The 14,485-nt window shown below is 59.0% G+C and carries 13 protein-coding genes; 8 read left to right on the top strand and 5 right to left on the bottom strand.

Annotated elements, in window-relative coordinates:
- The first annotated feature begins 8 nt into the window (after positions 1 to 8).
- From sucD to ACR0BI_RS16335, 7 genes are all read left to right on the top strand, one after another.
- Complete coding sequence (sucD, locus tag ACR0BI_RS16365; RefSeq protein ID WP_170522246.1) at positions 9 to 890, top strand: succinate--CoA ligase subunit alpha; 882 nt, start codon at positions 9 to 11, stop codon at positions 888 to 890.
- 34 nt (positions 891 to 924) lie between these two features.
- On the top strand, positions 925 to 1,464 hold the full coding sequence (locus ACR0BI_RS16360; protein ID WP_170408341.1) for a DUF805 domain-containing protein: 540 nt from the start codon (positions 925 to 927) through the stop codon (positions 1,462 to 1,464).
- Positions 1,461 to 4,418 carry a 2-oxoglutarate dehydrogenase E1 component gene (locus tag ACR0BI_RS16355; RefSeq protein ID WP_170513076.1) on the top strand — a complete coding sequence of 986 codons (2,958 nt, stop codon included), beginning with the start codon at positions 1,461 to 1,463 and terminating at the stop codon, positions 4,416 to 4,418. Before ACR0BI_RS16360 ends, ACR0BI_RS16355 begins: the two co-directional genes overlap by 4 nt.
- Before the next feature lie 3 nt (positions 4,419 to 4,421).
- Entirely contained in the window at positions 4,422 to 5,936 is a 1,515-nt protein-coding gene (odhB, locus tag ACR0BI_RS16350; protein ID WP_170465910.1) for a 2-oxoglutarate dehydrogenase complex dihydrolipoyllysine-residue succinyltransferase, read from the top strand.
- 1 nt (position 5,937) lies between these two features.
- A complete protein-coding gene (locus ACR0BI_RS16345; protein ID WP_170395780.1) occupies positions 5,938 to 6,207 on the top strand; it encodes a hypothetical protein in 270 nt (89 codons plus the stop codon).
- Between the two features lie 71 nt (positions 6,208 to 6,278).
- Positions 6,279 to 7,667 (top strand): dihydrolipoyl dehydrogenase, encoded by a 1,389-nt coding sequence (gene lpdA, locus ACR0BI_RS16340; RefSeq protein ID WP_480562804.1) that lies wholly within the window; start codon positions 6,279 to 6,281, stop codon positions 7,665 to 7,667.
- 121 nt (positions 7,668 to 7,788) lie between these two features.
- On the top strand, positions 7,789 to 8,097 hold the full coding sequence (locus ACR0BI_RS16335; protein WP_170513087.1) for an EthD family reductase: 309 nt from the start codon (positions 7,789 to 7,791) through the stop codon (positions 8,095 to 8,097).
- A gap of 17 nt (positions 8,098 to 8,114) precedes the next feature.
- Here the strand turns inward: ACR0BI_RS16335 and ACR0BI_RS16330 are convergent, their stop codons facing one another.
- From ACR0BI_RS16330 to ACR0BI_RS16315, 4 genes are read right to left on the bottom strand one after another with little or no spacing between them, the layout of a single operon-like run.
- Positions 8,115 to 8,720 carry a pyridoxamine 5'-phosphate oxidase family protein gene (locus ACR0BI_RS16330; protein ID WP_170612867.1) on the bottom strand — a complete coding sequence of 202 codons (606 nt, stop codon included), beginning with the start codon at positions 8,718 to 8,720 and terminating at the stop codon, positions 8,115 to 8,117.
- Positions 8,707 to 9,447, bottom strand: coding sequence for a lysophospholipid acyltransferase family protein (locus ACR0BI_RS16325; protein ID WP_170395772.1), 741 nt, complete (start codon positions 9,445 to 9,447; stop codon positions 8,707 to 8,709). Before ACR0BI_RS16325 ends, ACR0BI_RS16330 begins: the two co-directional genes overlap by 14 nt.
- A complete protein-coding gene (locus ACR0BI_RS16320; protein ID WP_170408348.1) occupies positions 9,447 to 10,346 on the bottom strand; it encodes an FtsX-like permease family protein in 900 nt (299 codons plus the stop codon). The genes ACR0BI_RS16325 and ACR0BI_RS16320 overlap by 1 nt, the downstream gene beginning before the upstream one ends.
- A complete protein-coding gene (locus tag ACR0BI_RS16315; protein ID WP_170423929.1) occupies positions 10,343 to 11,020 on the bottom strand; it encodes a cell division ATP-binding protein FtsE in 678 nt (225 codons plus the stop codon). The genes ACR0BI_RS16320 and ACR0BI_RS16315 overlap by 4 nt, the downstream gene beginning before the upstream one ends.
- A 182-nt stretch (positions 11,021 to 11,202) precedes the next feature.
- Between ACR0BI_RS16315 and ACR0BI_RS16310 the strand changes: the two genes are divergently transcribed.
- Entirely contained in the window at positions 11,203 to 11,970 is a 768-nt protein-coding gene (locus ACR0BI_RS16310; protein ID WP_170423703.1) for a zinc-ribbon domain-containing protein, read from the top strand.
- Here the strand turns inward: ACR0BI_RS16310 and ACR0BI_RS16305 are convergent.
- On the bottom strand, positions 11,967 to 14,453 hold the full coding sequence (locus ACR0BI_RS16305; RefSeq protein ID WP_480562823.1) for a TIGR02302 family protein: 2,487 nt from the start codon (positions 14,451 to 14,453) through the stop codon (positions 11,967 to 11,969). The genes ACR0BI_RS16310 and ACR0BI_RS16305 overlap by 4 nt on opposite strands.
- Positions 14,454 to 14,485: the final 32 nt, after the last annotated feature.

Below are 14,485 nucleotides of genomic sequence, written 5' to 3'. Positions count from 1 at the left end.
AACGCCAGATGGCAGTCCTCATCGACGAAAATACCAAAGTGATCTGTCAGGGCTTTACCGGCTCGCAGGGCACATTCCACTCTGAACAAGCCATCGCTTATGGCACCAAGATGGTCGGCGGCGTGACCCCCGGCAAAGGCGGGATGGAGCACTTGGGTCTACCAGTGTTCAACTCGGTCCACGAGGCCAAGCATGTGACCGAAGCCAATGCCAGCGTGATCTACGTGCCGCCGCCGTTTGCAGCGGATTCGATCCTCGAGGCGATTGATGCCGAGATGGAGGTGATCGTCTGCATCACCGAAGGCATCCCCGTTCTGGACATGATGAAGGTGAAGCGTGCGCTGGAAGGATCGAACTCGCGCCTGATCGGCCCGAACTGCCCCGGTGTCATCACGCCCGACGCCTGCAAGATCGGCATCATGCCCGGCCACATCCACAAGCGCGGCTCGGTCGGCGTTGTGTCGCGTTCGGGCACCCTGACTTATGAGGCCGTCAAGCAGACCACCGATGTAGGTCTGGGCCAGTCCACCTGCGTGGGCATTGGCGGCGACCCGATCAAAGGGACCGAGCATATCGACGTGTTGGAATGGTTCCTGGCTGATGACGAAACCGAGTCGATCATCATGATCGGTGAAATCGGTGGCTCGGCCGAGGAAGAAGCTGCGCAGTTCCTTGCGGATGAGGCCAAGAAAGGCCGCAAGAAGCCCACGGCAGGGTTCATCGCGGGCCGCACGGCCCCTCCTGGCCGCCGCATGGGCCACGCGGGCGCCATCGTCGCCGGCGGCAAAGGCGGCGCCGAGGACAAGATCGAAGCCATGCGCTCGGCTGGTATCGTCGTGGCCGAAAGCCCGGCGCAGCTGGGTGAGGCTGTGCTGGAAGCCATCGGTTGACCAGAATTTGACTGCTTTGGGAGGAGCGGTAAACATGACTTTCGGCGAAGCCATTAAAACCTGTTTCTCCAAGTTTTTCACCTTTTCGGGCCGTGCCTCGCGGCCCGAATACTGGTTTTTTTTCCTGTTCATCGTGATCTGGAGCATCATCGCCGGGATCATCGACTGGCAGTTCTTCACTCAGGTCGCAGTGACTGAAACCGAAACATCCAAATCCGTCACGGCCACCTCAACAGGCCCGGTCCAAAGCATCGTCAGCCTGATTGTCTTCTTCCCGCATCTGGCCGTTGCATGGCGGCGGATGCATGATACCGGGCGCAGCGGGCTTTATGCTCTGCTGCCGATCCTGCTGATACTTGGTGCGCTTGCCGTCCTGATCTTTGGCATCGGCCTTGCCAGCCAGTTCCATGGCGGCACGTTGGATATCCTGTTCACCCGCGCAACTCTTCTTATTGTCATTCCGACACTTCTTGTCCTGTTTGTGTCGCCCCTCCTGGTTCTGTGGTGGCTGACCCGCCCCAGCGAACCAGGCACCAACCAATACGGTCCCAACCCATATGAGGTAGCCCAATGACCGAACACTCGCCCAACACCGCCTTTCATGCCTCAAGCTTCATGCAGGGGCATAATGCCGAATATCTGGAGCAGCTTTATGCCCAGTACACCAAGAACCCCGGTGCGGTCGACGCAGCCTGGGTCGAGTTCTTCAAGGCCATGGGCGATGACGCGCCGGATGTGCAGCGCGAGGCCGAGGGCCCTTCGTGGGCGCGCAGCGATTGGCCTCCGATGCCTGCCGATGATCTGACGGGTGCGTTGACTGGCGAGTGGGCCGAGATCGACGCCAAAGCAGCGGGCAACAAAATCAAGGACAAGGCGGCGGCCAAGGGTGTTGAGGTCAGTGATGACCAGATCAAGCGCGCGGTGCTGGACAGCCTGCGGGCGCTGATGCTGATCAGGGCCTATCGTATCCGGGGCCATCTGGCAGCTGATCTGGACCCGCTGGGCATGCGCGCCGCCAGTACGCATCCCGAGCTGGACCCGAAGACTTACGGGTTCACCGATGCTGACATGGATCGACCGATCTTTATTGACAACGTGCTGGGCCTGCAGATGGCCAGCATGCGCCAAATCGTCGAGATCGTGAAGAGGACCTATTGCGGCACCTTCGCGCTGCAATACATGCATATCTCGAACCCGGAAGAGGCCGCGTGGCTGAAGGAACGCATCGAGGGGTTCGGTAAGGAAATCGCCTTCACCAAGGAAGGCCGCAAGGCGATCCTGAACAAGATGGTCGAGGCCGAGGGTTTCGAGAAATTCCTGCATGTGAAATACATGGGCACCAAGCGGTTTGGTCTGGACGGTGGCGAGGCACTGATCCCCGCGATGGAACAGATCATCAAGCGCGGCGGCGCCTTGGGCCTCAGCGATATCGTCATCGGTATGCCACACCGGGGTCGTCTGAACATTCTGGCCAATGTGATGGGCAAGCCCTATCGCGCGATCTTCAACGAGTTTCAGGGCGGCAGCTTCAAGCCCGAAGACGTGGATGGATCAGGCGACGTGAAATATCACCTCGGCGCGTCAAGCGACCGAGAGTTCGATGGCAATAGCGTTCACCTGTCGCTGACCGCAAACCCCTCGCACCTTGAGGCAGTGAACCCGGTGGTTCTGGGTAAGGTCCGCGCCAAGCAGGACCAGTTGAACGACGAAGACCGCACCAAGGTGATGGGCATCCTCCTGCACGGTGATGCGGCCTTTGCCGGTCAGGGTGTTGTCGCCGAAGGCTTCGGCCTGTCGGGTCTGAAAGGGCACAAGACCGGCGGCACCATGCATATCGTGGTAAACAACCAGATCGGCTTTACCACCGCGCCACATTTCAGCCGTTCCAGCCCTTATCCAACGGATATCGCGCTGATGGTTGAAGCTCCCATCTTCCACGTGAATGGCGACGACCCCGAGGCGGTGGTGCATGCCGCCAAGGTGGCGACCGAGTTCCGCCAGAAGTTCCACAAGGACGTGGTGCTGGATATCTTCTGCTACCGCCGGTTTGGTCATAACGAGGGTGACGAACCCATGTTCACCAACCCGATCATGTACAAGAAGATCAAGACGCATAAGACCACGTTGTCGTTGTATACCGAGCGCCTTGTCAGAGACGGGCTTATCCCCGAAGGCGAGATTGAAGACATGAAGGCGGCCTTTCAGGCACATCTGAATGAAGAGTTCGATGCCGGGAAAGACTACAAGCCAAACAAAGCCGACTGGCTGGATGGGCGCTGGTCGCATCTGGACAAGCACAAAGACGAATACATGCGCGGTGAAACCGCAATTACACCAGAGACGCTGGCCGAGATCGGCACCGCTCTGACCAGCGCCCCCGAAGGTTTTGCGATGCACAAAACCGTGGGCCGGTTGCTGGACCACAAGAAACAGATGTTCGAAAACGGAACCGGCTTTGACTGGGCAACGGGCGAGGCTCTGGCGTTTGGCTCTCTGCTGACTGAAGGCTACCCCGTACGTTTGGCCGGACAGGACGCGACGCGTGGCACATTCAGCCAACGCCATTCCGGATTTGTCCATCAGGAAACCGAGGAACGGTATTACCCGCTGAACAATATCCGCAAAGGCCAATCACATTATGACGTGATTGACTCGATGCTGTCCGAATACGCGGTGCTTGGGTTCGAATATGGCTATTCACTGGCCGAGCCCAACGCGCTTGTTCTCTGGGAGGCACAGTTTGGCGATTTCGCCAACGGGGCGCAGATCATGTTCGATCAGTTCATCAGTTCGGGTGAATCGAAGTGGCTGCGGATGTCTGGTCTGGTCACGCTGCTGCCACATGGGTTCGAAGGGCAAGGCCCAGAACACTCATCTGCACGGCTTGAGCGGTTTCTGCAAATGTGCGGTCAGGACAACTGGATCGTGGCGAACTGCACAACGCCTGCGAACTATTTCCACATCCTGCGCCGTCAATTGCACCGGACCTTCCGCAAGCCGCTTATCCTGGTGACGCCGAAGTCGCTGCTGCGCCATAAGCTGGCGGTCAGCAAGGCCGAGGAATTCACCACAGGCTCGAGCTTCCATAGGGTGCTGTGGGATGATGCTCAACAGGGCAACTCGGACACTAAACTGGTGGCAGATGACAAGATCAAGCGGGTCGTCATGTGCTCGGGCAAGGTCTATTTTGATCTGCTTGAGGAACGCGATGCGCGCGGCATCGACGACATCTACTTAATGCGGATCGAGCAATACTATCCTTTCCCCGCGCATTCGCTGATCAACGAGCTTGAGCGCTTCAAGGGGGCCGAGATGGTCTGGTGTCAGGAAGAACCCAAGAACCAGGGGGCTTGGACTTTTATTGAGCCCAATATCGAATGGGTTCTGACCCGCATTGGCGCAAAACACACTCGTCCGGTCTATGCCGGTCGCGCAACTTCGGCCTCGCCCGCGACGGGTCTGGCCAGCCAACACAAAGCCCAACAAGAAGCGCTGGTGAACGAAGCGCTGAGCATTGAAGGAAAGTAAACGATGACGATTGAAGTTCGTGTTCCCACGCTGGGCGAGTCTGTCACCGAAGCCACCGTTGCGACCTGGTTCAAGAAACCGGGCGATGCAGTCGCCGTAGATGAGATGCTATGTGAACTTGAGACCGACAAGGTCACGGTCGAGGTGCCCTCACCCGCTGCTGGCGTGATGGGCGAGATAGTTGCAGCCGAAGGTGAGACCGTGGGCGTCGATGCCCTGCTTGCCACGATAGCGGCGGGCGAAGGGGCTGCGCCTGCTCCGGCGGCGGCGGCCCCGGCCCCGGCGGCAGCGGCACCCGCAGCATCAGGCGGCAGTGTAGATGTGATGGTGCCGACATTGGGTGAATCCGTCACCGAGGCTACAGTCTCGACATGGTTCAAACAGGTCGGCGACAGCGTTGCACAGGATGAAATGCTGTGCGAACTGGAAACCGACAAGGTCTCGGTCGAGGTCCCTGCCCCGGCGGCAGGCGTTCTGGCTGAAATCGTTGCGCCTGAAGGCAGCACGGTCGATGCTTCTGCCAAATTGGCGGTGATCTCGGGCGCAGCCGCAGGTGCGGCAGCGGCTCCGGTGGCAGCCGTCGCCGCTCCGGCTGCAGCCAGCACAGGTAAAGACGTGTCCAACGCTCCATCGGCTGAGAAAGCGATGGCCGAAGCTGGTCTGTCTGCGGATCAGGTCACTGGCACCGGACGCGATGGTCGTATCATGAAAGAAGACGTGGCAAAGGCAGTTGCAGCAGCTACAGCCCCAGCGCCTGCGGCGGCTGTGCCCGCCCCCGCTGCCCAAGCTCCGCGTGCGCCTGTAGCTGCGGAAGATGCCTCACGCGAGGAACGTGTGCGCATGACACGTCTGCGCCAGACCATTGCCAAGCGCCTGAAGGACGCGCAGAACACCGCCGCGATCCTGACCACCTATAACGAGGTGGACATGACCGAGGTGATGGCCCTGCGCAACCAGTACAAGGACCAGTTCGAGAAGAAGCATGGCGTACGTCTGGGCTTTATGTCCTTTTTCACCAAGGCCTGCTGTCATGCGCTGAAAGAAGTGCCCGAAGTGAATGCCGAGATCGACGGCAATGACATCGTCTACAAGAACTTCGTGCATATGGGTGTGGCCGCAGGTACGCCGCAAGGGCTGGTGGTTCCAGTCATCCGGGATGCGGACTCGATGTCTTTCGCAGCGATCGAGAAAGCCATCGCCGAAAAGGGCAAGCGCGCCCGTGATGGTAAACTCTCGATGGCGGAAATGCAGGGCGGCACTTTCACGATCTCGAACGGAGGCGTCTACGGCTCGCTGATGTCTTCACCGATCCTGAACCCGCCGCAATCGGGCATTCTGGGCATGCACAAGATCCAGGATCGTCCCATGGTCATCAATGGTGAGATCAAAATCCGCCCGATGATGTATCTGGCGCTGTCCTATGATCACCGTATTGTGGACGGCAAGGGTGCTGTGACATTCCTTGTCCGCGTAAAAGAGGCGCTGGAAGACCCGCGTCGCCTGCTGATGGATCTGTAAGATGGCGACTCATGTACTGTGGCAAGCCGATGTGGCCGATTTCGATGCCTGGCTGAAGGTGTTCCGCGAGGATCAACCGATGCGCAAGGCCGCGGGTATCCGCGACCTGCATGTCTGGCGCGATCCAGATCAGCGGGATCATGCGATAGCGATGTTCGAGGTTATGAATCTGGATAAGGCCAAAGCCTTTTTTGGGTCCGAAGAACTGGCGATGCACCATGAACGCGGCGGCATTGCGCATATATCAATCAAGCTGCTGGAACCCGTTTGAAATATAGGTACCCGACCCGCCATACCGGATCGGGACGCTGCCGGATCACCCGGTCGATTTAGGAGAATGTAATGGCAAATTATGACGTCATCGTAATCGGCGCCGGACCCGGCGGCTATGTCTGCGCCATCCGTTGCGCCCAACTGGGCCTTAAAACCGCAGTTGTCGAGGGGCGTGAGACGCTGGGTGGGACCTGCCTGAACGTGGGCTGCATCCCCTCGAAAGCATTGTTGCATGCCAGCCACCAGTTGCACGAGGCTGAGCACAACTTTGCTAAGATGGGTCTGAAGGGGAAATCACCTTCGGTCGATTGGAAGCAGATGCAGGCCTACAAGGACGAGGTCATCGACGGCAACACCAAGGGCATCGAGTTTCTGTTCAAAAAGAACAAGATCGACTGGCTGAAAGGTTGGGGATCGATCCCTGCTGCGGGTAAGGTCAAGGTTGGTGATGAGGTTCATGAGACCAAGAACATCATTATCGCGTCGGGCTCTGAGCCATCGGCACTGCCTGGCGTCGAGGTTGACGAAAAGGTCGTAGTGACTTCGACCGGCGCGTTGTCTCTGGGCAAAGTTCCCAAGAAAATGATTGTGATCGGTGCCGGTGTGATCGGGCTTGAATTGGGCTCGGTCTACAGCCGTTTGGGCGCAGAGGTGACGGTGATCGAATTCCTCAAGGAAATCACGCCGGGTATGGACCCCGAGGTTCAGAAGACTTTCCAGCGTATCCTGAAGAAACAGGGTTTGAAGTTCGTCATGGGCGCTGCGGTGCAAAAGACCGAAGCCACCAAGACCAAAGCCAAGGTGACATACAAGCTGCTCAAAGATGACAGCGAGCATGTCATCGATGCCGATACTGTGCTGGTGGCCACCGGGCGCAAGCCATATTCGGATGGGCTGGGGCTGGACGCTTTGGGCGTCGAGATGACCCGGCGCGGCCAGATCAAGGTCGGTAGTGATTGGCAGACCAACGTGCCGGGCATCTACGCCATCGGCGACGTGACCCAAGGCCCGATGCTGGCCCACAAGGCTGAAGACGAGGGCATGGCCGCAGCCGAGCAGGTTGCAGGCAAGCATGGTCATGTGAACTATGGTGTCATTCCGGGGGTCATCTACACTTGGCCCGAAGTGGCCAATGTGGGTGAGACCGAAGCGACACTCAAAGAACAGGGCCGCGCCTACAAGGTCGGCAAGTTCATGTTCATGGGCAATGGCCGGGCCAAGGCGAATTTCGCAGCCGACGGGTTCGTTAAGATTCTGGCAGACAAAGAAACCGATCGCATTCTGGGCGCGCATATCATCGGCCCCGCGGCCGGAGACCTGATCCACGAGGTTTGCGTCGCCATGGAATTCGGCGCATCAGCCGAAGATCTGGCCCTGACCTGTCACGCTCACCCGACCTATTCCGAAGCAGTGCGCGAGGCGGCGCTCGCCTGTGGTGACGGGCCAATTCATAGCTGACCAAACCTGAGCAGGTCCTCTACCTAGTCTCCTTGAGCGGCACCCCGTGTCGCTCAAAACCATTTGCGGCAGGTGATCAGACGCGGTTTACTGACCCCATTGCTTTTGGAAAGGAAGTCAGATGAGCGTCAGTTTACAGGTGATCTATCCCATAGGTACAGAAACACATTTCGATTTCGACTATTATGTCGACACACATCTTCCGCTTGTCGGCGAGCACATGGGGTCACATATCGAACGTACGGTCGTAACCAAAGGCATTGCGGGAGGCCCGGATGAGGCGGCGGGTCACTACGCGATCGCAACGATCATATTTGAAGATCAGGACGCCATGAACGACGCTATGTCAAAGGCAGGCCCTGTCCTGGCCGATCTGCCAAACTTCACCAATGTCAAACCGCAGATGCTGATCGGTGAGGTGATCGGCTGAATCAGAGCCATCCTTGCCTACCACATGGTTTTAGCGGCGCGGGCACCCCATTCCTGATCATATTGCGCGCCGCCTTCCTCTCCTGACGTCATTTCCGACAATATCTCGCCAGCCGTCGGCAGGCCCTCGCTTTCATCGTGGCCACTCCAGGTTCTGGCCCGGATCAGGGCGCGCGCGCATTGTGTGTAAATCTCGGATATCTCGATTACGATGACGGTTGCGGGGCGTTTTCCGTGTTTTTCGAACCGGGCGCGCAGGGCTTCATCAGCAGTCAGTTGAGCGTTCCCATTTACCCGAACCACATTGTTCGAACCGGGCACCATGAACAACAATGAGACGCGTGGATCGAGTACGATATTTCGCAGGGAATCCAAGCGGTTGTTTCCCCGCCAATCCGGCAGTGCCAGGGTGCCTTGGTCCAGTTCCAACACAACTGGCCCTTCATCTCCACGCGGGCTGCCATCGACACCTTCGGAGCCGACGGTGCTGAGGATACACAAGCGTGAGGCCATAATCCATTTGCGGTAGAGCGGTGTTAGCCGCCGCGCCACTTTGCGTATGGAGGCTGCGCCGGGCGTGCCATACAGAGCCTCAAGGGCAGTGATATCCTTAACGAATTCCATCCGGGTCAAACCCCACTTCTCTCATCAATTCGTTCGAGCGTGTCTCAATCACGTTTTCCAGCTGCTCAAGAAAGGCATTTCGCGCAACGCCGGGTTCAATCGGATTAAGGAAATCGACAATCGCGGTGCCTGGCTTGCGCATGACACCGGTTCTGGGCCAGAAGACGCCCGCATTGGTGGCAACTGGCACGCACGGGAACCCGAGCCCTTCATACAGAACCGCCGTTCCAACCTTGTAAGGCTTGTGTACCCCTGGCGCGACGCGCGTACCTTGCGGGTAGATCACCAACTGACCGGGTTCGCTGAACTCGCGCGCGACATCCTTGACCATCTTCGCAACCGCCGCCCCGCGTTTGCCGCGATTGACCGGGATACATCCCAGACGGCGCGCATACATGCCAATGACCGGCGTCCACAGAAGCTCTCGCTTCATGATGAATTTGCCGTGTGGGATGGCGTCGAAGATTATGATGATGTCCAGAAACGACTGGTGCTTGGCGCCGATCACAACCTCGCCATGTGGGACTTCCCCGCGCACTTCGCAGCGAATACCGACCATCCAGCGGGCCAACCACTTAGTTGTGCGCGCATAGGTTTTGCATGCTCGCAATGCGCCACGCTTGGCGAACAGCGCATAGGGGGCAAAGACAAGCCCCAGCACCAGCATCCAGGCATAGATGGTGATCATAAAGATCAGCGACCGGACCCATTGAATAGCCATGAACATCACGAAAGCTCCTTCAACTTGCGCTGCGCGGCTGACCATGTGGCCAGAAACGCAACGGCCGCGCCCAATACCGGGATCAGCACGGGCAGGATCCAACCGATACCCTGAAATCCAAGGCCAGTGAGAAAACCACCCGCATCCGAGGCTTCAGGGAGCAACAATACACCCGTCATACCCAGCAAAGTGCCAACCGCTGCCCCAAACAGCGCCCGGAACGTAAAGCGGCGCACGAACGCTCCAGCGATGAACCGGTCCCGCGCGCCGACCTGGCGCAGAACCTCAATTATCTGCGCGTTGGCGGCAAGCGAGGCGTTGGCGGCAAGCGTGATCATGGCGGCAGTGGCGCCACCGATCAGCAGGATCGAAATCCAGCCCAGACGCCGCAGTGAATTGGCCGCATCAACCAATGGTTCGCGCCAGCGAGTGTGATCATCCAGCACTGCGCCCGGCACCTCAGCCCCTAGCCGCAGCCGCAGGCCAGCCGCATCAAGACCCGGCTCACCTTCGATAATCTCGATCAGCTGCGGGATTGGTAAAGTGTCCAGAGGCAAGTCCGGTCCGAACCAGGGTGACAGCAGTGTGGCCTGCTCTTCGCTCGTCAACGCGCGAGCCGAAGCCACACCCGGCGTTTGCTGGAGGACGTTCAAAGCAGCCTCGGTTTGCGCCGCACGTTGATCTGCAGGGGCATTGATCCGCAAGGTCGCTGCCCCCGCCAACTCTGAAGCCCAACGATCCGCCACACGGCCCGAGGCTAAAGAAAGAGCCAGCGCAAAAACCGCCAGAAAGGCCATTGCACCAGACACGAACAGGGTCAATTGCGCGGTAAAGCCCGTGGGTGGCACCACCCGGTCGGCGCGGCTGTCACGGCGCAGCAAATTGCGGATCGTGCCCTTGCTCATAGATCCGCCCCCGCAAGCTGCACCCGGCGCTGCGCGATGCGCAGAACGCGAGCCTGAACCTGGCTTTTGGCGGCGCGGATCAGGCTTAGGTCATGGGTGGCGATCAGCACGGTTTTTCCCATCCTGTTCAATTCGACCAACAGGCGCAGAAGTCGTTGCGACATCTCCCAGTCCACATTGCCGGTGGGTTCATCCGCAAGCACCACATCGGGCGATAGGATGACTGCGCGGGCCAATGCGGCACGCTGGCGTTCGCCCCCCGATAGTTCAGGCGGGTGCGCCTCAAGCCTGCTGCCAAGCCCGACCCAGCCAAGCAGTTCGGTCAGATCGTCCTGCTGCCCATTTTCAGAGCGCCCCGAGACCATCAGCGGCAACGCGACATTCTCGGCCAGCGTCATGTGATCCAAAAATCGGCAATCCTGATGCACCACGCCAATTCGGCGGCGCAGCAGCGCCATCTGATCGCGGTCCATGCGGGCGATATCCTCACCAAAGGCCATCAACCTGCCCGAGGTTGGCAACAACGCGCCATAACAGAGTTTCAGCAATGTGGTCTTGCCCGCACCCGAAGGCCCGGTCAGAAAGTGGAACGATCCGGGCTGTAATTGCAGCGAAACATCGCTTAGCAACTCACCACCGCCGTAGGTATAGCTGATATTCTCCAGCTCGATCACGCCTGCCCCCTTTATTCTGCTCACCTCTTGCCCGAGCGCAGCGGTGGATTCAATGCCTTGGGCGGGGCCAATTGGCGACACTTGGCCCGCGAAACCGAAAACACGCTTTGCTGTTGGGTCTTAACGGAATATCATCCCTGAAAAAACTATTATCAGGCCAGCCTTGAAGGCCAGGAGGCAGAATGCGTTTAACGTGTCCGAATTGCAGCGCCCAGTACGAAGTCCCGGACGAAGTGATCCCCGAGGACGGGCGCGAAGTTCAATGCTCGGCTTGCGAAGAGACCTGGTTTCAGGAAAAATATCCAGTCGCCAGCAAAGCAGAGCCGGAAGCGAAATCTGCAACTGCAATCCAGGCAGCCTTTGCCGAACCGGAAGATGTTAAGTCAGAAGATGCGCCAGAACCCGATGCGGCCAAGGCCGAGCCAGAAAAGGTTAAGGCAGAAGACACACCAGAACCCGATGCGCCCGAGGAATTGAGTGTTGGAAACGTAGACCCAGCGGTATCCAGCATCCTCAAGGAAGAGGCTGCACGCGAGGCAGAGCTGCGCGAGCGTGAAGGCAGCAATCTGGAAAGCCAACCTGATCTGGCATTGGATCCGCCTGAAGAGCCCAAAGTCAAACCGAAACGGCCCTCGGCCACTGAAACCGCCGCTGACGCAGGTCAGAAAGATGAGCTGCCGGATGTTGAGGCGATCAACTCGGGTCTGCGCAGCGACTTGACATCGGACGAAGCTGAAACCGATGCTCCGGCCCGCAAATCCGGTGGGTTTCTGCGTGGCTTTGCCTTGATCATTATCATCGGTGTCATTCTGTTTCTGATATATGGAAACGCCAATCAGATCAGCGAGGCGGTTCCTCAGGCTGATCCGATGCTGAAATCATATGTCTCACTGGTCGATCAAGCGCGCCTTTGGCTTGAGACACAGACCGGGGGCGCAGGGCAGAACTAGAACCTTTCGAGCAATCGCTTGAGGTATTCCAACTCGATCTGAGGCCGATCCTGTTCACCGGTCCTACGGCGGATTTCATCCAGCAACTCGCGCGCACGGCGATATACATCTTCGCCTTGCAGCAGGTTGTCGTCGGTCGAGATTGATCCCGCGGAACCTGGCGTACGACCCAATGGATCGCGGTTATTGGCCTGCATGTCGCCGGCCTCGGTCCCTTGACCCGGCTGGTTCTGCTGGTTCTGCGCCAGGGCTTCGCCCAGTGAACGCATGCCTTCGCGCAAGGCTTCCATCGCCTCGGATTGACGGTCAATCGCCTCGGCCAGATCATCGCTGCGCAAGGCGTCTTCGGCGTCGTCCATGGCCCGGCCCGCACGGCCCAATGCTTCGCGCGCAGCGTCGCCTTCGGGTGTACCACCGCCGGGCAGACCTTGTTGTTGCCGACTCAACTCATCCCGCAGCGCCTGCTGCCGATCCGCCAGTGACCCCTGACCTTGCTGGCCTTCACCAGCCTCATCCTGACCCTGGCCCCGACCGCCTTGGCCTTCATGGCTCTGGCCGCGTCCCAGACCACCGTTGCGACCCTCATTGCCCTGACTTTCGCCCGCTTGCGCACCGGGGTTGAACTGTTCCTGCAGGTCGCGGAATGCCTGATCGCTGAGGCCCTGTTGTTCGCGCAGGGTTTCTGCCAGCCCTTCCATGGCCTGCTGTCCTTCGGACTGGCCACCTTGGCCCTGCCCTTGTGTGACGCGCATGTTTTCCATCATTTGCTGGAACTCTTCCAATGCCTGCTGCGCTTCGGCCATGCGGCCTTGTTCCATGAGCTCCTGAATGCGGTCCATCATTCGCTGCAGGTCATCCTGCGTCATCTGCAGGGTTTCGCCGTTCTGGCCCTGCTGTCCTTGCTGCGTCTCACCGTTTTCCTGCGCCAGACGCTGGAGTTGCCGCATGTAATCCTGTGTCGCTTCGCGCAGCTCCTGCATCAGTTCGGCAATCTCTTCGTCGCTGGCACCGTTCTGCATCGCTTCGGTCAGACGCTCCTGCGCACGGCGCATCCGTTCCAATGCGTCGGCCAGCGTGCCATCCTCGATCAGAACCGCCAGATCCCACAGCGCTTGCGCAATTTCTTCCTGCTGTTTGACGTTCAGTGCGCCGTATTTGTCGAAGGTCTCCAGCCGCCGCAGGATCACACGCAGACGCAGATACGCTGTATCTGAGCGGAACAGGTCCTCGGGTAGGTGCGAAACCGCACGCAGCAATTGCGATACACGCAGCGCGTTTTCGCGCGACCAGAGCAGATCGCGCCGCTGTTCGATCACCGCAGCAGCCAATGGGTCAAAGAACCTACGGGCCGGCAGTTCTGTCAGATAAGGTTCTGCCACCGTCTCTTGAACTGCCGCGTCGATGGCCATGAGGGTTATTTTCACCGGCAAATGTGCCCAAGGGTGCTGCGAGAAATCCTCGATCAAGTCTTCGGTGAAATCGGTCCGATCGCCTGTAATCGGCATTGGCAACTCGACCGTAATGATCTCGCGCGGTTCTGGCTCGGTCGCAAGACCGAATTGACGGTTGACCGCTGGCAGGTCCAATTCGATCCGGGCTGTGCCGGAGACGATTCCATAGTCATCCGCAGCAGCGAAGGGCAGCTTCATCTGTCCGCCAGCCTCTGATTGCGCCACTCCTGCCGTCGCGATCCTGGGGGCAGTGTCTGGAAGGATCTCAAGCGCCCAATCGCGCCCTGCCGGGCCATCAATCCGCATCTGACCCGAGCGTTCGGCAACAAATTCCTGTTCCGGGTCCGTCGCGGCTTCGGTGCCCAGAGGCGTCGAAGTTTCCGTCAGACTATGTGCGCCGACCTCGCCATAAAATCGAAGCGTGATGCGGCTGCCTTTGGGCACTGTCAATGTTGGATCGGTCTGATCGGCCAGATAGAGCGTTGGCAGTCCGGTGTAGCGCGGCGGTTCAACCCAACCCTCCCAAGTCGGGCCCTGCCCCGCCTGAGCGGTCCCCGGCGTCATGTCAGCGACCGAGCCTATCCGCCAGAACGAGCCGAACAGAGCCGCAACGACGAGTGCCAATAAGGCAGCATAGCGAAGCGCATAGGGATCGCGAGACGCCAGCCGCAAGTCGGGTTTCACCGGATCGGCCTTTGATGCACGATCTGCCATGCGCGTCTGGTGCGCATGCCACAGTGCCACCGAATCCGCATCCATCGCACCGATTGCCTGATCGTCCATCAGTGCTTGTATCGGGCGTCCGGGCAGGGTTTCATCCAGCCGAACCAACGCCTCGGCCCGGGTTGGCAGATGGAACCGTTTTATTCCGAAAACCGCTGTCGCAATCAAAGCAATCAATCCGACCGCTGCAGAAATCCAAACGGCTTCAATGCGCACAAGATCGTGCAGACCCAGCATCAGGGCGGCCAGCAGCGCCATGAGAATAGAAAAGAACGGCCAGAAGGCGCGCATCACCTGCTCAGCCAGCATACCCGCGTGCGTCAGCCACAGGGACAGTCTTG

This window comes from Ruegeria sp. E5 (assembly GCF_056534105.1).
This window is presented reverse-complemented; position numbering and strand designations above follow the sequence as displayed.